Annotated in this window: 12 protein-coding genes and 1 pseudogene; 11 read left to right on the top strand and 2 right to left on the bottom strand. The window is 73.0% G+C overall.

The features are described from left to right. Positions 1-70: 70 nt before the first annotated feature. Positions 71-1,212: pseudogene (locus ACGF0D_RS02870) on the bottom strand (dihydrofolate reductase family protein). A 164-nt stretch (positions 1,213-1,376) separates the two neighbouring features. On the opposite strand from ACGF0D_RS02870, the gene ACGF0D_RS02865 reads away from it, so the two are divergent. From ACGF0D_RS02865 to ACGF0D_RS02835, 7 genes are all read left to right on the top strand, one after another. Continuing rightward, positions 1,377-2,195 carry a methyltransferase domain-containing protein gene (locus tag ACGF0D_RS02865; protein ID WP_392873686.1) on the top strand — a complete coding sequence of 273 codons (819 nt, stop codon included), beginning with the start codon at positions 1,377-1,379 and terminating at the stop codon, positions 2,193-2,195. A gap of 284 nt (positions 2,196-2,479) precedes the next feature. Further along, complete coding sequence (locus ACGF0D_RS02860) at positions 2,480-3,898, top strand: DUF4190 domain-containing protein (RefSeq protein ID WP_392913706.1); 1,419 nt, start codon at positions 2,480-2,482, stop codon at positions 3,896-3,898. Positions 3,899-4,056: 158 nt separating this feature from the next. Next, positions 4,057-4,248, top strand: coding sequence for an SPOR domain-containing protein (locus ACGF0D_RS02855; protein ID WP_392913705.1), 192 nt, complete (start codon positions 4,057-4,059; stop codon positions 4,246-4,248). An 18-nt stretch (positions 4,249-4,266) separates the two neighbouring features. After that, on the top strand, positions 4,267-4,776 hold the full coding sequence (locus tag ACGF0D_RS02850) for an NUDIX domain-containing protein (RefSeq protein ID WP_392913704.1): 510 nt from the start codon (positions 4,267-4,269) through the stop codon (positions 4,774-4,776). A gap of 139 nt (positions 4,777-4,915) precedes the next feature. Continuing rightward, positions 4,916-7,678, top strand: a complete 2,763-nt coding sequence (locus ACGF0D_RS02845) for a SpoIIE family protein phosphatase (protein ID WP_392913703.1) — start codon at positions 4,916-4,918, stop codon at positions 7,676-7,678. A 228-nt stretch (positions 7,679-7,906) separates the two neighbouring features. Continuing rightward, positions 7,907-10,507: a SpoIIE family protein phosphatase gene (locus tag ACGF0D_RS02840; RefSeq protein ID WP_392913702.1), complete on the top strand. Its 2,601-nt coding sequence runs from the start codon at positions 7,907-7,909 to the stop codon at positions 10,505-10,507. Between the two features lie 93 nt (positions 10,508-10,600). Further along, entirely contained in the window at positions 10,601-12,424 is a 1,824-nt protein-coding gene (locus ACGF0D_RS02835; protein ID WP_392913701.1) for an ABC transporter family substrate-binding protein, read from the top strand. Here ACGF0D_RS02835 and ACGF0D_RS02830 read toward each other — a convergent pair. Beyond that, positions 12,421-13,140: an alpha/beta fold hydrolase gene (locus tag ACGF0D_RS02830; RefSeq protein WP_392873667.1), complete on the bottom strand. Its 720-nt coding sequence runs from the start codon at positions 13,138-13,140 to the stop codon at positions 12,421-12,423. The genes ACGF0D_RS02835 and ACGF0D_RS02830 overlap by 4 nt on opposite strands. A gap of 334 nt (positions 13,141-13,474) precedes the next feature. On the opposite strand from ACGF0D_RS02830, the gene typA reads away from it, so the two are divergent. The 4 genes from typA (at position 13,475) to ACGF0D_RS02810 (ending at position 19,452) form a co-directional block, all read left to right on the top strand. Then, on the top strand, positions 13,475-15,382 hold the full coding sequence (gene typA / locus ACGF0D_RS02825; RefSeq protein WP_392873664.1) for a translational GTPase TypA: 1,908 nt from the start codon (positions 13,475-13,477) through the stop codon (positions 15,380-15,382). A gap of 431 nt (positions 15,383-15,813) precedes the next feature. Continuing rightward, on the top strand, positions 15,814-17,448 hold the full coding sequence (locus ACGF0D_RS02820) for an ABC transporter substrate-binding protein (protein ID WP_392873661.1): 1,635 nt from the start codon (positions 15,814-15,816) through the stop codon (positions 17,446-17,448). A 140-nt stretch (positions 17,449-17,588) separates the two neighbouring features. After that, positions 17,589-18,515, top strand: a complete 927-nt coding sequence (locus ACGF0D_RS02815; RefSeq protein ID WP_392873658.1) for an ABC transporter permease — start codon at positions 17,589-17,591, stop codon at positions 18,513-18,515. After that, complete coding sequence (locus ACGF0D_RS02810) at positions 18,508-19,452, top strand: ABC transporter permease (RefSeq protein ID WP_392873655.1); 945 nt, start codon at positions 18,508-18,510, stop codon at positions 19,450-19,452. The genes ACGF0D_RS02815 and ACGF0D_RS02810 overlap by 8 nt, the downstream gene beginning before the upstream one ends. Positions 19,453-19,462: the final 10 nt, after the last annotated feature.

Genomic DNA, 19,462 nt, shown 5'->3' with positions numbered 1-19,462 from the left:
GCTCCTCGGGGAGTGCGGCGACGGGAGAGCCGGAGAACGCGAGCTCTTTGTTTCGAAATGATACAAAAGATCATCCGAGCAGGTGGGCGTTGACCGCCCGGGCCTCCTCGGCCAGCTCCGCCAGCTCCACCACCTCGACCTCGGCCGCCGTCAGCAGCGCGGTGCCCTGGCAGTCGGTGACGAACAGGTCCGGCTCGCGCCAGGCGACCACCACCCGCGGCACGCCCGCCGCGACGAGCAGCCGGGCGCACGGCGCCGGCCGCGAGGCGCGCTGCCCGCAGGGCTCCAGCGAGCTGTAGACGGTCGCCCCGCGCAGCCGCGGGTCGCCCGCCGGGAGCTTGGCCAGGGCCGCCTCCTCGGCGTGGTCGTGCGGGTCCGTCTCCCGGCTGTAGCCCTCCGCCAGCACCGTGCCGTCGGCGCCGACGATCACCGCGCCGACCGAGAAGGCCGTCTCCGACGGCGGGCAGCGGCGGGAGAGTTCGACGGCCCGGCGCAGGTGGTCGAGATCGGTGGACGCGGACTGGGTCACGGCGCGGGCTCCTTCGGGGCGTACCTGAGCAGGACGACGTCGCCCACGGTACGTGCCTCCAGCAGCCGCATCCGCCGGGCCGGCCCGCCCGGGAACGCGGCCGGGCGGACGAACCGCGGCGCCTCGGCCTGACCGACCAGCAGCGGGGCGACGGCCAGCTGGAGTTCGTCCGCCAGGCCCCGGGCCAGGAACTGGGTGTGCACGCCCCCGCCGCCCTCGACCATCAGCCGGCGCACCCCGCGGGCGCCCAGGTCGTCCAGCACCGCGCCGAGGTCCACCGTCTCGCCCACCGCGACCACCTCGGCCAGCCCGTCCAGCCGGGGTCGCAGCACTGCCGCCCCGCGGTCCGTGGTGTACGCGAGCCGGGCGCCGCCGGTGTGCCAGAAGCGCAGGCCGGCGTCGAGGTCGCCGCTCGCGCTGAGGGTCACCTTCAGCGGGTACTCGGGCCGGCCCGCCGCCAGCCGGGCCTCCCGGCGCCCGGGGTCGTTGACCAGCAGTCGGGGGTTGTCGACGCGCAGCGTGTTGCCGCCGACCAGGATCGCGTCGGCGGCGGCGCGCTCCTCGTCGACCCGGTCGAAGTCGGCGGCGTTGGAGAGCAGCAGCCGGTCGGGGGAGGCGTCGTCGAGGTGGCCGTCGAGCGAGACGGCGGCGCTCAGCAGGACGAAGGGGCGCGGGCCGGGCATGGGCGGGGACCGTTCTGTCGGAGGCGCCTCCACGGTACGGCGGCCGGGAGCCGGTCGGGCGGACCGGGTCCGTGGGGGTCGGAATGTGAGACGGATCTTCTCGCGATGCGGGACGGGGAGTAGCGTCGGGGAGCACCGGGACCGACCACATCCAGGGGGACCTCATGACCGGACCGCGGCCCGCCGCCGTCTACACCCACGGCCACCAGGAGGCCGTGCTGCGCTCGCACCGCTCCCGCACCGCCGCCGACTCGGCCGGCTACCTGCTGCCCGAACTGCGGCCCGGGCAGGCCCTGTTGGACGTCGGCTGCGGGCCCGGCACGATCACCGCGGACCTGGCCGGGCTGGTCGGCCCGCAGGGGCGGGTGGTGGCCGTGGACACCTCCGCCGAGGTGCTGGAGCAGGCCGCCGGACACGCCGCCGGCCGGGGCCTGGCCAACGTCGTCTTCGAGCGCGCCGACGTCCACCGACTGCCCTACCGGGACGGCGAGTTCGACGTGGTGCACGCCCACCAGGTGCTCCAGCACGTGGCCGACCCGGTGGCCGCGCTGCGCGAGCTGCGGCGGGTGACGGCGCCGGGCGGCGTGGTCGCGGTCCGCGACGTCGACTACACCTCGATGACCTGGTTCCCGGAGGTCCCCGCGCTGGACCGGTGGCTGGAGCTGTACCGACGGACCGCCCGCGCCAACGGCGGCGAGCCGGACGCCGGCCGACGGCTGCTGTCCTGGGCCCGCGCGGCCGGCTTCACCGAGGTCACCGCGAGCGCCTCCACCTGGACGTTCGCGACGCCCGAGCAGCGCGCCTGGTGGGGCGGGATGTGGGCGGACCGGGTGACGGGCACCGCACTGGGCCGGACGGCCGTCGGGCTGGGCCTCGCGGACCGGGACGAGCTGGACCGGATCGCGGACGGCTGGCGGGAGTGGAGCGCCGCCGGGGACGGCTGGTTCTCGATGCTGCACGGCGAGATCCTGGCCCGCGGCTGAGCCGGCGGAAGGCGGGCCGGAAAGAGTGGACGGACGTTCGGAAAGATCGGGTAAAGTCGCGCGACCGTTCAGATTCGGGCCCGTTCGGGTCCGAGCCATGGTGCCGAGCGCCGAGCCGATGCCCGTTCCGGCGGGGTGGGGGAGTCCACGTGTCCAAGCCTGAGACCGAGCCGCCCGTCCTGGGGCCGGAGGCGGAGACTGCAGTGGCGGCGGAAACGGAAACGGAAACGGAAACGGAAACGGAAACGGCGCCGGAGACGCCGGCAGCCGGGCAGGACCCGCGAGTGGACTTCCGCAAGGACACCGCCGAGTCCGGAGCCGAGCCCGCCCCGGCCGGAGCCGAGCCCGCCCCGCCCGCCGACCCCTGGGCCGCACCCGACCTCTCCGCCGGCCCGCCTGCGACCCCGCCCACCGCTCCCGCCCCCGCCCCCGCCCCCGGCCCGGGCCCGACCGAGGCATCGACCGCGGCCCCGGCCCCGCAGGCCGTCCCGCCGTCGGCCGCCCCGCCCCAGCCGCCGCACCCGCTGCCCGCCGGCGGCTGGGCCTCCGTCACCCCCGCCGCCCAGTCCGGCTTCCAGCCGGGCAACCCGTACGCCCCGACCCACGGCCCGGTCCCGGCCGGCGCCCCGCTCCCCGGATTCGCCCCGGGGTTCGCGCCAGGTCCCGGCCCCGCCCCGACCAACGGCTTCGCCGTCGGCTCCCTGGTCACCGGCCTGCTCCTGGTGGCCCCGGTGGCCCTGGTGTTCGGCATCCTCGCGCTGGCCCAGATCAACCGCCGCAAGGAGCGCGGCACCGGCATGGCGGTGACCGGCCTGGTGCTGGGCACGGTCGGCACGGTGCTGCTGGCCCTGATGCTCGGTGCGGCCGACTTCAGCTCGGCGCGGGCCGGCCGCTACGGCCAGGCCCCGAAGGCGCCGGCCGGCTCGGTGCACTGGTCGGACCTCAAGGCCGGCGACTGCTACGACTCGCCCGAGGACGGTTCGACGGTCGACGGGAACGGCGACGCGAAGGTGTACTGGGTGAACCGGGTGGCCTGCGCCAAGCCGCACCACGGCGAGGTGGCGGGCACCGCCGACCTCCCGGACAGGGCCGGCCCGTACCCGGGCGAGGACGTGGTCCGCAAGATGTCCGTCCGGCTGTGCCGCACGGTGCTGGACTCCTACGCGCTCGACCAGTGGGCCGTCCCGGACGGCATGGACGACGTCTACCTCTACCCGACCGCGAAGAACTGGGCGGCCGGCGACCGGTACGTCACCTGCGCCTTCGAGGACGCCGAGGACCGGCACCAGGGGACGGTCCGCACCGACCGGAGCCGCCTGACCGCGCCGCAGCTGGCCTACCTGGAGGCCGCCCGGAGCTTCAACGACGACTACCTGGACGAGCCGGAGCGGGAGGTCTCCGAGGCCGAGGCCGACTACCGGGCCTGGGCCCGCCGGGTGGCCTCCGCCTCCCGGACCCAGGCGGCGGTGCTGGGCCGGACGGGGGTGGCCTGGCCGCTCGACGTCCAGCCGATGATCGCCAAGCTGGCCGAGGCCAAGGCGCAGGCGGCCGCCGCCTGGGACGCCGCGGCCTCCGGCACCGACCTGGCGGGTGACCTCCGCCGGGCCAGGGCGGCGGAGGCCAGGTCGGCCCCGACGATCCTGGAGATCCGCCGCGGGCTGGGCCTGTCGACCGGCGAGCAGGTGCCCGACTTGCGGGTCTGAGCGGCCGCGCATCCGGTTACCGGGCGTTGACCTCGCCCGTACCTGCCGGTAACCCGCCGACCGTACGGTCGTGAGCGCGTCCACGGCGCGTCCCCGGCCCGACCCCCACGCGAGCCGGGGACCGTCCCGTCCCGGGATGGTCCCGGTACCCTCCCGCCATGGGCACCCACCGGGTCATGCGGCAGGACGACAACGGCAACCGCTTCGTGGTCGCCAAGGACCTCGACCCGGCCGAGGCCCGACGGCTGGCCGCCGAGTTCGAGGCCCGCGGCCACAAGCAGATGTACTGGGTCGAAGCGGACGGGGAGGCCCGGCCGGAAGCGGCGGACGGGACGGTCCGCAACGCCTGAACCCGTAGGGTCGGGGCCATGGACGCGACCCACGCCAGTCACCCGGCTCCCGACGGCTCCGACACCCCCGCCGCCCCTGCCGCGCCCCGGATCGTGGTCGGCGGCGCGCTGGTGCGCGGCGGCCGGGTGCTCGCCGCCCGGCGCAGCGCGCCCGAGTCGGTGGCCGGCCGGTGGGAGTTCCCCGGCGGGAAGGCCGAGCCCGGCGAGACCGAGGCGCAGGCGCTGGAGCGGGAGCTGCTGGAGGAGCTCGGCGTCCGGGCGCGCGCGCTGACCCGGCTGCCGGGCGCGTGGGCCGTGCGCCCCGGCCTGGAGCTGCACTTCTGGGCCGCCGAATTGCTGGCCGGTGAGCCGAGCGCACTGGAGGACCACGACGCGCTGCGCTGGCTGGGCCCGGAGGAGCTGGACGCCGTGGACTGGATCGACCACGACCGTGACGTGCTGCCGCATGTCGCACGGCTGCTCACGGGTGCCCCGGCGCGGGCCGTGGACGGCGTGTCGGCGGTCGGCGACGCGCCGTCCTCCGAGTAGGTCAATCGGACAAGACGACCTAGGCGCCGGGATAGCCTGGGTGCTGCTGGGTATGTCACTTTTCGGCACTATTCGTCACCATCGGTGAGCCGTCCCCAGCCGGCGACGCCGATCCCGACCAGAGCCGGAGGCCCCGTCGGTGTCGAGTTCCGGGAACGGCGGCGGGGGAGAGCGGCGGGCAGGCTCCGCGGGGAGCGCCGCCGCCCGCGCCCGACTGCGCCGCGCCGCCCGTCCTGCCGCCCCCCAGCCTCCGGCCGGCCGCCGCCGCGGCGGCACCGTCGAGGCCGCCGGCACCGCCACCCCCACCGCCGCGCGGCCCCACCAACCGGCCCCGACCCTGGCGGTGGCCGAGCCGGCTCCCCGGCCCGGCGGCCTGCGCAGCCGTCCCGGACGGCCGTTCCCCGGCGGGTCCGCCGACGCCCCGGGGGGCTCCGGCACGCCCGCCGAGGGCCTGCTGGACATGCTCAAGGTCGCCATCGCGATCCTGGACACCGCGGGCCGGGTGGTGCTCTGGAGCCCGGCCGCCGAGGAACTGCTGGGCTGGCCGAACGAGCTGCTGGTCGGCCGCCGGATCGACGAGCTGATCCCCGACCGGGAGCAGGTCGCCCGGATCCGGGCCGCGATCCAGTCCACCCTGCGGGACGGCCGCTGGGCCGGCCACGCCGAACTGCTCGACCGGGACGGCCTGGCCGTCGCCATGGACGCCCGGATCTCCCTCCTGGTGGACGGCGACGGCACCCCGTTCCTCCAGGTCAACATGGCCGAGGCGGCCGCCGTCCAGGCCGTCGAGCGGGACCTCGCGGTGCGCGACGCGCTGTTCGAACAGTCCCCGCTGGGCATCGCCATCATGGACACCGACCTGCGCTACACCGCCGTCAACCGGACCCTCGCCGAGATGAACGGCGTCGCCCCGGACGGCCACGTCGGCCGGACCACCGGCGAGACCCTGCCGGAGCGGGCGGCCGACGAGATCACCGCCATCCAGCGCCAGGTGCTGGCCACCGGCGAGCCGGTCATCGACGTCACCCTGGCCTCCCCGGTCACCACCCGGGCCGGCTACCGCTCGATCTCCTACAGCCGGATGACCGACCGCTCCGGCCGGGTGCTCGGCATCTCCGGCACCGTGATGGACGTGACCGAGCGTTACCGGGCGGTGGCCAAGGTCGAGCACGCCCGGCGCCGGCTCTCGCTGCTCAACGAGTTCGGCTCCCGGGTCGGCGACCTGCTGGACGCCTCCCGGATCGCCCAGGAGCTGGCCGGCTCGGTCGTCCCCCGGCTGTCCGACCACTCGGCGGTGATCCTGCTCCAGGCCGTCGCGCACGGTGACGACCTGCCCCGGCACGGGCACGACCGGCGCACCTCGCTGCTCCAGCTCGGCACCGCCTCCGTCCAGGACGGCCCCGAGGTGGACGTGATGCTGCGCCGCGGCGCCCGGATCACCTTCGCCGAGGACTCCGTCTGCGGCCGGGTGCTGCGCACCGGCGTGCCCGAGCTGGTCTCCGGCGCCGACCAGCTGGACGACGTCACCTACCCGGGCGACCCGAAGATGCAGGCCGCCCGGGACCTCGGCGTGCACTCGATGCTGGTCGTGCCGCTGCGCGCCCGCGGCATCGTGATCGGCCTGCTGCTGATCAGCCGGGCCGGCTACCGCGAGGGCTTCGACCGGGACGACCTGGCCTTCACCGTCGAGCTGGCCGACCGGGCCGGCAGCTCACTGGACAACGCCCGCCTCTACGCCCGCGAGCGCACCGCCGCGCTCACCCTCCAGCGCACCCTGCTCCCGCAGCAGGTCCCGCAGCCCACCGGCGTCGAGGTCGCCTACCGGTACGTGCCCGGCAGCAGCGGCACCGAGGTCGGCGGCGACTGGTTCGACGTCATCCCGCTGCCCGGCGACCGCACCGCGCTGGTGGTCGGCGACGTGATGGGCCACGGCCTGCGGGCCGCCGCCACGATGGGGCGGCTGCGCACCGCCGTCCGGGTGCTGGCCGCCCTCGACCTGCCGCCGGACGTCCTGCTGCGGCACGTCCACGAGCTGGCCGACGACCTCGCCCAGGGCCCGGACGAGGCGCTGCTGGCTACCTGCGTCTACGCGGTGTTCGACCCGGCGACGGCCCGGCTCACCGTCGCCAAGGCCGGCCACATCCCGCCGGTGCTGGTGGCGCCGGGCGGGAACGCCGCGGAGCCGACCCGCACCGGCGGCCCGCTGCCCGGCGGCGTCGGCCACATCCTCGACCTGCCCTCCGGCGCCCCGCTCGGGGTGGGCGGAGTCCCGTTCGAGTCGGTCGAACTGAAGATCCCCGAGGGCAGCCTGCTGGCGCTGTGCACCGACGGCCTGGTGGAGTCCCGGGACAAGGACCTGGACGTCGGCCTCGGCCGGCTGGTCACCGTGCTCCAGGAGCCGCACGCCTCCATCCAGGCCGCCTGCGAGGCGGTGCTGGACACCATGGAGCAGGGCCGGGAGCCGGACGACGTCGCCCTGCTGCTGGCCCGGCTCGGCCACGGCCAGGCCGGCACCCCGACGGCGGGCTGGACCCTCCCGGCCGAGCCCACCGCCGTCTCCCGGGCCCGCCGGCTGGTCCGCGCCACGCTCCTCGAGTGGGGCGTCGAGGAGCTCACCGACATCGGCGAGCTGCTGGTCAGCGAGCTGGTCACGAACGCCGTCCGGTACGCCAGCGCCCCCATCGGGGTGCGGCTGACGCTCGGTGAGACGCTGCTGGTCGAGATCTCCGACCCACTGCCCGACCCGCCCCGGGAGCGGCACGCGGCCGTCGCCGACGAGGGAGGGCGCGGCATCGAACTGGTCCACCGGCTGGCACTGCGCTGGGGCGCCCGGGCCGAGGGCGTCGGCAAGGTGGTCTGGTTCGAGCAGGCGCTGCCGGGTAGTGAGCCGGATGGATCGTGATCGGAGCGAACAGCAGGGGAGCGGTGTCGAACATGCCATCGGGCGCCCGGGGGGAGCGCGCGCTCCGGAAGGGGGCGCGAGCGTGGCATTGTGGTTGCGCGGGCGGTAGGACAAAAACCTTCGCCCGATCTGATGTTGTGATGTTGAGGGCGTGTGAACGTACCCCTCGATGATGAATACTCGGTCTTCTCGACATCCGGACGGTCGCGGGTTGGAGGGGTCGGTCCGTTGAACAGCACTCCGGCGCGGAGCGCGTCGCCGAGCAGCAGCGGTCATGCCGCCGTGCCCGGACAGGCCGGGTCCGCGCACCTGCCCGTACGGGACGGCGCGGCCGCGGGCCGCGGCCACCGCCCCGCCGACCGGGACCGGTCCTGGGGTGGCAACGACCCCGGCTCGATCTACGACTACATCCGGGTCGCCACCTTCGCGATCGGCCCCGACGGGCGGATCAGCCAGTGGAGCGAGCGCGCCGCCGAGTTCTTCGGCATCCCGGCCGCCGAGGCCGTCGGAGCCGACCCGATCGCCACCTTCGTCCCCCGCGAGCTCTGGCAGCGCGGCCGCGCCCGGCTGGAGCGCACCCTGGCGGGTGAGGAGTGGGTCGGCACCACCCCGTACCGGGACGCCGACGGCGGCGAGGGCCTCGCCGAGCTCTACCTGATGCCGGACAGCTCGCTGCCCACCGCGGGCGCCACCTGTCTGGCCGTCGACCTCGGGCGGCTGCGCCGGATCGAGACCGACCTGGCCGCCTCCGAGGCCGTCTTCGGGCAGACGCCCACCGGCTTCGTGCTGTTCGACGACCGGCTGCGGCTGCAGCGGGTCAACGACGCCTTCGCCTCCGGGATGGGCCTGGTCCCCACCGACCTGGAGGGCCTCACCCCGCACGACCTCTTCCCGCCGTCCGAGGCCGACCGGCTCACCGCCGCCCTGCGCAAGGTCCTGGCCACCGGCGAGCCCGTCTTCGACCTGCGCTTCCACGGCGCCGTCCCGACCCGCGAGGGCAACCGGCTCTGGGCCGTCTCGCTGTACCGCCTGAACGGCGTCGCCGGGCAGACCATGGGCGTCGCCGGGCAGGTCTCCGACGTCACCAGCCGGCACGTCGCCGAGCGCGAGGCCGACGGCGTGCGCCGCAACCTGGCCCTGCTCAACGAGGCCAGCGCGCACATCGGCTCCACGCTCGACCTGGAGACCACCGCCAAGGAGCTGCTGGACGTCGTCGTCCCGCCGTTCTGCGACCTCGCCACCGTCGACCTGTACACCGCGCTGCTCTCCGGCGAGACCGTGCCCAGCGCGGGCCGGCTCGGCGACACCGTGCTCACCGACGGCAGTGGCGAACTGCGCCGGGTCGCCGTCTCCAGCGTGGTCGGCGGCGCCTCCTCGGTGCTCGGCTCGGTCACCGGCCTGCCGATCGCCGAGGCCGGCGGCACCCTCTGCTACCCGCGCCGCTCCCCGCACGCCCGGGCGCTGCGCACCGGCCGCAGCGTCGTCCCCGAGCCAGGACGCGACCCGCTGCTGCGCTCCACCCTGATCGTCCCGCTGGTCGCCCGCGACCAGGTGCTCGGCCTCGTCCAGCTCTCCCGGGCGATCGGCAGCGAGCCCTTCGACGCCCGCGACGTCGCGATCGCCGAGGAGCTGGTCGCCCGCGCCGCCGTCTGCATCGACAACGCCCGGCTCTACCGGCGCGAGCACGAGCGGGCGCTGATCCTCCAGCGCAGCCTGCTGCCCCCGGGCAACCCGGCCGCCAGCGGCCTGGAGATCGCCTGCCGCTACCTGCCCAGCAACAACAACACCGAGGTCGGCGGCGACTGGTTCGACGTCATCCCGCTGCCCGGCAACCGCACCGCGCTGGTCATCGGCGACGTGATGGGCCGCGGTCTGCGCGCCGCCGTCGCGATGGGCCAGCTGCGCACCGCCGTCCGCACCCTGGCGATGCTCGACCTCGACCCGGCCGAGGTGCTCACCGCCCTGGACGAGATCGCCCGCGGCCTCGGCGACGACTCGGTCCCGGCCGGCCCGCCCACCCCGTACGGTCGGCTCACCTCGACCGCCGACGAGGAGGCCCGCGAGGTCTACCTCGCGACCTGCGTCTACGCGGTCTACGACGCCGTCACCCGCCGCTGCCTCTTCGCCAACGCCGGCCACCTGCCGCCCGTGCTGCTCAGCCCCGGCGAGGGCTCCCGGATGCTCGACGTGCCGCCCGGCCTGCCGCTCGGCGTCGGCGGCGAGCCCTTCGAGGAGGTCGAGCTGACCCTCCCGGACGGCGCCGTGCTCGCCCTCTACACCGACGGCCTGGTGGAGAGCCGCAAGCACCAGCTGGACGAGGGCCTGCGGGCCTTCCGCTCCGCGCTCTCCGACGAGGGCAAGGGGCTGGAGGACCTCTGCGACCACGTGCTCGGCGAGCTCAACCCGCACCACGGCGAGGACGACATCGCCCTGCTGATGGCCAAGGTGCACGCCTTCCCCGACGACGCCGTCGGCAACTGGTTCCTGCCGCCCGAGCCCACCTCGGTGGCCAAGGCCCGGGAGCTGGCGTGCAGCTGGCTGCTCTCCCGGGGGCTGGAGGAGCTGGTCGACACCACCGAGCTGCTGGTCAGCGAGCTGGTCACCAACGCGCTCAAGCACGGCCGGGGCGAGATCCGGCTGCGGCTGCTGCGCGAGCGCAGCCTGGTCTGCGAGGTCTGGGACGACGGCTACGCCCAGCCCCGGCAGCGGCGCGCCCAGGAGACCGACGAGGGCGGGCGCGGCCTGCAGCTGGTCAGCCTGCTGGCCGAGCGCTGGGGCAGCCGGCGCACGCCCAAGGGCAAGATCGTCTGGTTCGAGCTGGCGCTGTAGTCATCGGAAACGGTGGGCCGGACGGGTGCAGTCGCCCGGCGGCCCGCCGTGTCGGCACGGTCCCGGGGCCCCGGGCGGCGTTCGATGGCCGCCATGCGCGTCCGCCAGCTCACCGCCGCAGCCGCCGCGCTGCTGCTCGCCGCCGGTCTCGGCGGCTGCTCCGACGACTCGGGGCCCGCCCACACACCCGCCCCCGTGCCCGTCCCGGCCGATCCCACCGCCACCACCGGGGACGTCGGGCCCGCCGACCGTGCCGCCGTCCGGGACGGCGGCACGCTGCGCTGGGCCGTGGACGGTGTCCCGGCCACGCTGAACGTCTACCAGGGCACGGCCAACGCCGACTCGGCGCTGCTCGCCCACGCCCTGTACCCCTCGCTGTTCCGGCCCGACGAGCACGGCCGGCTCGTCCCCGACCCGGACTACCTGGCCGGAGCCGAGTCCACCCCGCCCGGGCCGGGCCCGCAGGTGGTGACGTACCGGCTCAACCCGAACGCCGTCTGGAACGACGGCACCCCGGTCTCGGCCGCCGACCTCGACGCCCAGCGGACCGCGCTGTCCGGCCTGGACCCGGCGTACGGGGGCGCGCGGGCGGTCGGGTACGACGCCATCGACTCGGTCACCCAGGGCGCCGACCCGTCCGAGGTGCGGGTGACCTTCCGGCGGCCGTACGCCGACTGGCGCTCGCTGTTCGGCCCGCTCTACCCGGCCGCCGAGACGGCCACCCCGGCCGCGTTCGGCCGACCGCTGACCGGAGGCGGGCCGAGCGCCGGGCCGTACACCGTCGCCCGGTACGACGCCGAGGACGGGACGGTCAGTGTGGTGCGCAGCCCGCTCTGGTGGGGCGACCCGCCGAAGGCCGACCGGATCGACTTCCTCGCCGCGCCGCCCGAGCAGCGACTGGACGCGCTGGACCAGGACCGGCTGGACATCGCCCCGCTCACCGCGGCCGTGGACCGGGCGGTCCCGGTCCCGGACGCCGACGCCACCGCCGCCGCCTCGGCCTCCCCCTCCGTCGCGCCGCCGCCCGCGGCCGCGCCCGAGGCGGCGGCACTGGCGCTGCACCGGGCCGAATCGCTGCCCGGCGTCACCGTGCACCGGGCCGCCGCGGCCTCGCTCACCCAGCTCACCCTCAACGCCGCGCGCGGCCCGCTGACCGACCCGCTGGTGCGCCGCGCCCTCACCCGGGCCGTCGACCGGCAGCGGATCGCCGACGCCGCGCTCACCCCGCTCGGCCTGCCCGCCGCGCCGCTGGGCAGCCACCTGCTCGCGGGTGACCAGGAGGGCTACCGGGACAACAGCGGCGCGGCCGGTCCGGGGGACCCGGGCCGGCTGCTGGACGAGGCGGGCTGGAAGCGGCCCGGCGGCGGGGGCACCCGGACCAAGGGCGGCAAGCCGCTCTCCCTCTCGATGCTCGTCCCGGCCGGTTCGGCGACCGCCAAGCGCACCGCCGACGCGCTCACCGCCGGCCTCGCGGACGCCGGGATCGCGGTGCAGCAGGTGCCCGCGCCCGCCGACTCCTTCGTCGGGGAGCACCTGGCCGCCGGGGACTACGACCTCGCGCTGCTCACCTGGCCGGCCGGCCCCAGCCCGGCGATCGAACAGCGCCCCGCCTACGCCAAGCCCCGGCCCGACCCCGACGGGGTGCCCGAGCCGGGCGGCAACTTCGGCCGCAGCGGCACCGAGGAGATCGACCGACTGTTCGAACGGGCGGCCACCGAGCCGGACCAGGCGGCCCGGCTGGACCTGCTCCAGCAGGCGGACGTACGGATCTGGGAGCTCGGGCACTCGGTGCCGCTCTACCAGCGGCCGGAGCTGGTCGGGGTCAGGACCGGGGTGCTCGGCGCGGGCGCGTACGGCTTCGGGTGGCCGCGCTTCCAGGACGTGGGCTGGAGCGAACCGGACACCGGGCAGGACTAGGGCCGCAGCTCCCGGGCGAAGCGGCGCAGGGCGTCGGTGAAGGCCTCCGGGGCGTCGAAGTTGGCGAGGTGCCGGGCCCGGGGCACCAGCTCGATCCGGGCCCGCCCGTGCGAGTGGGCGGCGGCGAAGGCGCGCTCGCCGGAGCGGAAGGCCGAGTCCTTCTCCCCGTTCAGGATCAGCACCGGGGCCTCGACCCGGCGCAGGACGCCGGGCTCGAAGCGGCCCAGCACCGAGGCCCAGGCGGCGGGCAGGGCCTCGAAGCCGTACCCGGCGCGGATCGTCTCCGCGACCACCCGCGCCGGGTAGAGCCGGCGCAGCAGCCCGTCGTTCCACCGGGACAGCCGCGCGGCCGGGACGCGCGGCACCAGCGCGCCGACCGCCCGGTACGGGACCGCCCAGCGCCCCCGGGTGTCGGCGCTCGCGCCGGCCAGCACCAGCCCGCGCAGCAGTTCGGGCCTGCGCAGGGCGAACTCCAGCGCGACGTACCCGCCCAGCGAGTGCCCGACCACCAGCGCGGGCCCGCCGCCCAGCTCCTCCACCCCCGCGGCGACGCTCGCGCAGGCGGCCGTCAGGCTCCACGGCTCGCCGCGCCGGGTGCCGTGCCCCGGCAGGTCGACGGCCACCACCGGGAACTCCTCCCGCAGCGCCGCCAGCTGCGGGCTCCACTGCCCCGCGCTGAAGCGGGTGCCGTGCACCAGGACGATCGGGACACTCATCGGGCCACCTCCGCGGGCTCCGGCATGCGTTCGACATCGGAGATCCGGCGCAGCCGGGCCCCGGGCCGTCGGATCACGAACGGAAGACTGTCGGAGCACGGCCGGTCGGTGAAGGGTGTGTGACCCACCTGTGATCTTGATCCCGCCGGACCAGCTCGTTTCCGCCCACCTCCGCCCTTCCCCGTACGATAGGAGGAAGCCGCGGCATGGCCATGTGCCCGGCGGGTGGACCGGTAGTAGCAGGCGGAACGGGCGGCGGCGATCGACAGGGATCGCAAGTGCGCGTCACGCAGCCGGGCGCCGCAACCCACGATTCCGGGAGAATTCGCAAGGCATGCCCACGCGCAACGACATCCGTAACGTCGCCATCGTCGCCCACGTCGACCACGGCAAGACCACGCTGGTCGACGCCATGCTCAAGCAGGCCGGCGCCTTCGCCGCCCACCAGCAGCTCGATGACCGGATGATGGACTCCAACGACCTGGAGCGCGAGAAGGGCATCACCATTCTCGCGAAGAACACCGCGGTCAAGTACCACCCCAAGGATGGTGGCGCGCCGATCACCATCAACATCATCGACACCCCGGGCCACGCCGACTTCGGTGGCGAGGTCGAGCGCGGTCTGTCGATGGTGGACGCGGTCGTCCTGCTGGTCGACGCCTCCGAGGGCCCGCTGCCGCAGACCCGCTTCGTGCTGCGCAAGGCGCTCTCCCAGCGCCTGCCGGTCATCCTCTGCATCAACAAGACCGACCGTCCGGACTCCCGGATCGACGAGGTCATCAACGAGACCTACGACCTGTTCCTGGACCTGGACGCGGACGAGGAGCAGATCGAGTTCCCGATCGTCTACGCCTGCGCGCGTGACGGCGTCGCCTCGCTGACCAAGCCGGAGAACGGCACCGTTCCCGCGGACAGCACCAACCTGGAGCCGTTCTTCTCCACCCTGCTGGAGCACGTCCCGGCCCCCAGCTACGACGAGGACGCCCCGCTCCAGGCCCACGTCACCAACCTGGACGCCGACAACTTCCTCGGCCGCATCGCGCTGCTCCGCGTCGAGCAGGGCGAGCTGCGCAAGGGCCAGACCGTGGCCTGGATCAAGCGCGACGGCTCGATCCAGAACGTCCGCATCTCCGAGCTGCTGATGACCGAGGCGCTCACCCGCAAGCCGGCCGAGGTGGCCGGCCCCGGTGACATCTGCGCCGTCGCCGGTATCTCCGACATCATGATCGGCGAGACCCTGGCCGACCCGGAGAACCCGATCGCGCTGCCGCTGATCACGGTGGACGAGCCGGCCATCTCGATGACCATCGGCACCAACACCTCCCCGCTGGTCGGCCGTGGCGGCAGCGGCAAGGGCGCGGACGCCAAGTCCGGCGCGGGCAAGGTCGACCGCAAGGTCACCGCCCGCCAGGTGAAGGACCGCCTGGACCGCGAGCTGATCGGTAACGTCTCGCTGCGCGTGCTGGACACCGAGCGTCCGGACGCCTGGGAGGTGCAGGGCCGCGGTGAGCTGGCGCTGGCCATCCTGATCGAGACCATGCGCCGCGAGGGCTTCGAGCTGACCGTCGGCAAGCCGCAGGTGGTCACCAAGGAGGTCAACGGCAAGACCCACGAGCCGGTCGAGCGCCTCACCGTGGACGTGCCCGAGGAGCACATGGGTGCCGTCACCCAGCTCATGGGCGTCCGCAAGGGCCGCATGGACAACATGTCCAACCACGGCTCGGGCTGGGTCCGGATGGAGTTCGTCGTCCCGTCCCGCGGCCTGATCGGCTTCCGGACCGAGTTCCTCACCAACACCCGCGGCACCGGCATCGCCCACTCGATCCACGAGGGCCACGAGCCGTGGTTCGGCCAGCTGACCACCCGCAACAACGGCTCGCTGGTCGCCGACCGCTCCGGTGTGGTCACCGCCTTCGCGATGACCAACCTCCAGGAGCGCGGCGTGCTCTTCTGCGACCCGGGCACCGAGGTGTACGAGGGCATGATCGTCGGTGAGAACTCGCGCTCCGACGACATGGACGTGAACATCACCAAGGAGAAGAAGCTCACCAACATGCGTTCCTCGAACGCGGACGTGGCCGAGTCGATCGTCCCGCCGCGCAAGCTCTCGCTGGAGCAGTCGCTGGAGTTCTGCCGCGAGGACGAGTGCATCGAGGTGACCCCGGAGACGGTTCGCATCCGTAAGGTCGTTCTCGACGCGAAGGACCGCGGCCGCACCGCCTCGCGCGCCAAGAAGGTGTGATCCGGACGCACTGAACGGCCATTGGCCGGAATGATTCGCCCCCCTTTCCCATGGAGAGGGGGGCGAACTTTTTCAACTACTCCAAGTTGTCGGGGCCGCTATTCACGGAATAGCGCTCATCACACCCGGGTGTCCGCTGAGCGGACGTGACAGTTCGTCATCCGTGACGACTGTCCGTTTGGTGCCTGTCTGGCTATGTCTCAAATGTCCGGTTTTCGAAACTTACCGACTGTTCATGTGACCTAATTGAGATCGTCACTGGTCACTTTCGTGTCCGTGCGTGACGGATAGTGGGTGCAGTCAGGCTCGGGTCAAGGGTGAACGCGCAGGGGTGCGCGCCGAAACCACGAGCGCGGACGGCACAGCGGGCCCGGTGACCACCGTTCCGCGATGCCCTCCTCGTTGCAACGTCGAATTCAGGAGGCACACCGATGCGCGGTGCGAGCCAGGCCAAGTGGGTTGTCGCAGCTGTTGCTGTCGCCCTCGCTGCGACTGCGTGCAGCAGCAGCGACTCCTCCGGGGGTAGCTCCGAGGGCGGTGCGGTCAACGCCGCCGCCAGCTTCAGCTACCAGAGCGGTGAGCCGCAGCGTCCGCTCCAGCCGGCCAACGCCAACGAGAACATCGGCGGCCGTATCGTCAAGGAGCTCTTCAAGGGCCTCGTCGACTACGACCCCGCGACCGGTGCGCTGCGCAACCAGGTGGCCGACAAGATCGAGACCACCGACGCCAAGAACTACACCGTCACGCTGAAGTCCGGCTGGACCTTCCACGACGGCACCCCGGTCACCGCCGCGTCCTTCGTCAAGGCCTGGAACTGGTCGGCCAACACGAAGAACAACCAGATCAACTCGTCCTGGTTCTCCGACATCGTCGGCTACGACGCCGTCCACCCGGAGAAGGGCGACCCGACGGCCACCGAGATGTCCGGCCTGAAGATCGTCGACGACACCCACTTCACCATCGAACTGACCAGCCCCGTCTCGTACTTCACGTACAAGCTCGGCTACGCGGCCTTCTCCCCGCTGCCCGAGGGCTTCTTCTCCGACCCGGCCGGCTACGGCCAGAAGCCGGTCGGCAACGGCCCCTACAAGTTCGTCTCGTGGGAGCACAACAAGGCCATCACCGTCCAGACCTTCGACAAGTACGCGGGCACGGACAAGCCGAAGAACGGCGGAATCGTCTTCCGCAACTACAGCGCCGGTGAGGCCGCGTACAAGGACCTGATGTCCGACACCCTGGACGTCCTGGACCAGGTCGACTCGACCGACCTCCCGAAGTACAAGGACGACCTGGGCAAGCGCGCCGTCGACCAGGCTCAGGGCGCCATCCAGAACGTCGGCTTCGCGCTGTACCAGGGCGACTGGAACGCCCCGGGCAAGGAGAAGGTCCGTCAGGGCATCTCGATGGCGATCGACCGCGACACCATCACCAAGACCGTGCTGAACGGCAACCGCCTCCCCGCCGACTCGTGGGTCGCCCCGGGCGTCATGGGCTACAAGGCCGGCACCTGCGGTGAGTTCTGCAAGTTCAACCCGGAGAAGGCCAAGCAGCTGATCCAGGAGGGCGGCGGCGTCCCCGGCGGCAAGGTCACCATCCTGTACAACGCCGACGGCAGCCACAAGGAGTGGGTGGACGCGGTCTGCAACTCCATCCGCCAGTCGACCGGCGTGGACTGCACCGGTGACCCGAAGCCGGACTTCAAGACCGTGCGTGACGTCGTCACCAACAAGCAGGTCCAGAGCATGATGCGTACCGGCTGGGTGCAGGACTACCCGCTGAACGCCAACTTCCTGCGTGACGTCTACGGCACCGGCGCCTCGTCGAACGACAACCAGTACTCCAGCCCGGAGTTCGACCGCCTGGCCAAGGAGGCGGACGCCGCCACCTCGGTCGAGAAGACCGCCGAGCTGTACCAGCAGGCCGAGGCCCAGCTGGCCAAGGACATGCCGTCCATCCCGCTCTGGTACTACAAGACCAGCTCCGGCTACTCCAAGAACGTCCAGAACGTGAAGTTCGACTCCTTCGGCGACCCGGTCTTCACCGACGTCGAGGTCAAGAAGAAGTAATCGGTCGGCACCGCCTGACCCGGTGACAACGGCCGGTGCCCGTCCATCCCCACAAGGGCGAGGACTGGCACCGGCCGTTGGCACGCCGACTTATCTCTTGCCGGGTTGACGGGCCCGGCAGAGCCATACATGGAGGCACGATGGGGCGCTTTGTCGCGAGGCGACTGCTCCAGATGATCCCGGTCTTCTTCGGAACGACCTTGCTCATCTTTGTCATGGTGCACGCGCTGCCGGGTGATCCGGTGGCCGCGATGTGGGGCGACAAGGCGCCGGACCCGGCCCAGGTTGCCGCCCTGAAGCACCAAATGGGTTTCGACAAGCCGATGTTGCAGCAGTACTTCCACTACATGGGGGGCCTGCTCACCGGTGACTTCGGGACCACCCTGGCCAACCGGCCGGTGCTCGACGTGATCACCGAGGCGCTGCCGGTCACGCTCCGGCTGGCGCTGTTCGCGTTCGCCATCGAGATCGTGCTGGGCATCGGCATCGGCCTGTTCGCCGGCCTGCGCCGCGGCAAGGCGTTCGACAAGGGCGCCCTGATCTTCACCCTGCTGCTGATCTCGATCCCGGTCCCGGTGCTCGGCTTCATCTTCCAGACGATCTTCGCGGACGACCTGAAGTGGGTCACGCCGACCGTCCAGGACTCGAACGACATCACCCAGCTGGTGCTGCCGGCCATCGTGCTCGGCTCGGTGTCGCTGGCCTTCGTGGCGCGTCTCACCCGCACCTCCATAGCCGAGAACATCAAGGCCGACTACGTCCGCACCGCGGTGGCCAAGGGCCTGCCGCGGCGCAGGGTGATCGGCACCCACCTGCTGCGCAACTCGCTGATCCCGGTGGTCACGTTCCTCGGCACCGACCTGGGCGCCCTGATGGGTGGCGCGATCGTCACCGAAGGCATCTTCAACGTCAAGGGTGTCGGCAACGCGCTCTTCCACGCGATCAACCTGAAGGAGGGCTCGACGGTCTCCGGCTTCGTCGCCTTCCTGGTGATCGTGTACCTGGTTGCCGGCCTGATCGTCGACCTGCTTTACGCGGTCCTGGACCCGAGGATCCGTTATGCCTGACCTGACCGAGAAGAAGACGGCCGGGGAGACCCCGGCCCCGGCCGCTGCCGCCGCTGCGGTCGCCAAGCCGGAGAAGGCGCGCAGCCTCGGCTCCGACGCCTGGCACGACCTGCGCCGCAAGCCGATCTTCGTGATCTCCGCGCTGCTCATCGTGCTGCTGATCGTCATCGCGATCGCGCCGGGCCTGTTCACCTCGGTGGACCCGCGGGCCGGCGACCTGCGCAACCACTACCTGTCGAAGCCGAACTACAGTCACTTCTTCCAGCCCGACTGGTTCGGCTACGACCTCCAGGGCCGCAGCATCTACGCCCGCGTCATCTACGGCGCCCGCGCCTCGGTCGTGGTCGGCATCTGCGTCACCGTGGGTGTGACCGTCATCGGCGGCATCGCCGGTATGCTCGCCGGTTACTTCGGCGGCTGGATCGACACGATCATCTCCCGGGTCACCGACATCTTCTTCGGTATCCCGCTGCTGCTCGGCTCGCTGGTGGTCCTGAACGCCTTCACCTCGCGCACCGTGTGGAGCGTGGTCTTCGCGCTGGTCGCCCTGGGCTGGACCCAGATGACCCGTGTCATGCGCGGCTCGGTGATCACGGTGAAGCAGGCCGACTTCGTGACGGCGGCCAGGGCCCTCGGCGCCGGCACCACCCGGATCATGTTCAAGCACATCCTGCCGAACGCGATCGCCCCGGTGATCGTCGTCGCGACCATCGCCCTCGGCGGCTACATCGCCACCGAGGCGACGCTGAGCTTCCTCGGCATCGGTCTGCAGGACCCGACCATCTCCTGGGGTATCGACATCAACTCGGCCCAGAAGGTGATCCGTACGGCGCCGTTCGCCCTGTTCTTCCCCGCCGGCATGCTGAGCCTCACCGTGCTGGCGTTCATCATGCTCGGCGACGCGGTGCGCGACGCCCTCGACCCGAAGCTCCGCTGAGAGAAGAGGT

Source organism: Kitasatospora sp. NPDC048298, assembly GCF_043201465.1.
Classification (GTDB): Bacteria; Actinomycetota; Actinomycetes; order Streptomycetales; family Streptomycetaceae; genus Kitasatospora.
Note: the sequence above shows the minus strand (reverse complement) of the source record. Positions and strands in the feature narration are given on the sequence as shown.

What these genes read in the sequence shown, in the direction of transcription:
- ACGF0D_RS02815 (WP_392873658.1), top strand. Translation starts at nt 17,589, where the DNA reads ATGGGGCGCTTTGTCGCGAGGCGACTGCTCCAGATGATCCCGGTCTTC.
- ACGF0D_RS02830 (WP_392873667.1), bottom strand. Translation starts at nt 13,140, where the DNA reads ATGAGTGTCCCGATCGTCCTGGTGCACGGCACCCGCTTCAGCGCGGGG.
- ACGF0D_RS02850 (WP_392913704.1), top strand. Translation starts at nt 4,267, where the DNA reads ATGGACGCGACCCACGCCAGTCACCCGGCTCCCGACGGCTCCGACACC.
- typA (WP_392873664.1), top strand. Translation starts at nt 13,475, where the DNA reads ATGCCCACGCGCAACGACATCCGTAACGTCGCCATCGTCGCCCACGTC.
- ACGF0D_RS02810 (WP_392873655.1), top strand. Translation starts at nt 18,508, where the DNA reads ATGCCTGACCTGACCGAGAAGAAGACGGCCGGGGAGACCCCGGCCCCG.
- ACGF0D_RS02835 (WP_392913701.1), top strand. Translation starts at nt 10,601, where the DNA reads ATGCGCGTCCGCCAGCTCACCGCCGCAGCCGCCGCGCTGCTGCTCGCC.
- ACGF0D_RS02855 (WP_392913705.1), top strand. Translation starts at nt 4,057, where the DNA reads ATGGGCACCCACCGGGTCATGCGGCAGGACGACAACGGCAACCGCTTC.
- ACGF0D_RS02820 (WP_392873661.1), top strand. Translation starts at nt 15,814, where the DNA reads ATGCGCGGTGCGAGCCAGGCCAAGTGGGTTGTCGCAGCTGTTGCTGTC.
- ACGF0D_RS02865 (WP_392873686.1), top strand. Translation starts at nt 1,377, where the DNA reads ATGACCGGACCGCGGCCCGCCGCCGTCTACACCCACGGCCACCAGGAG.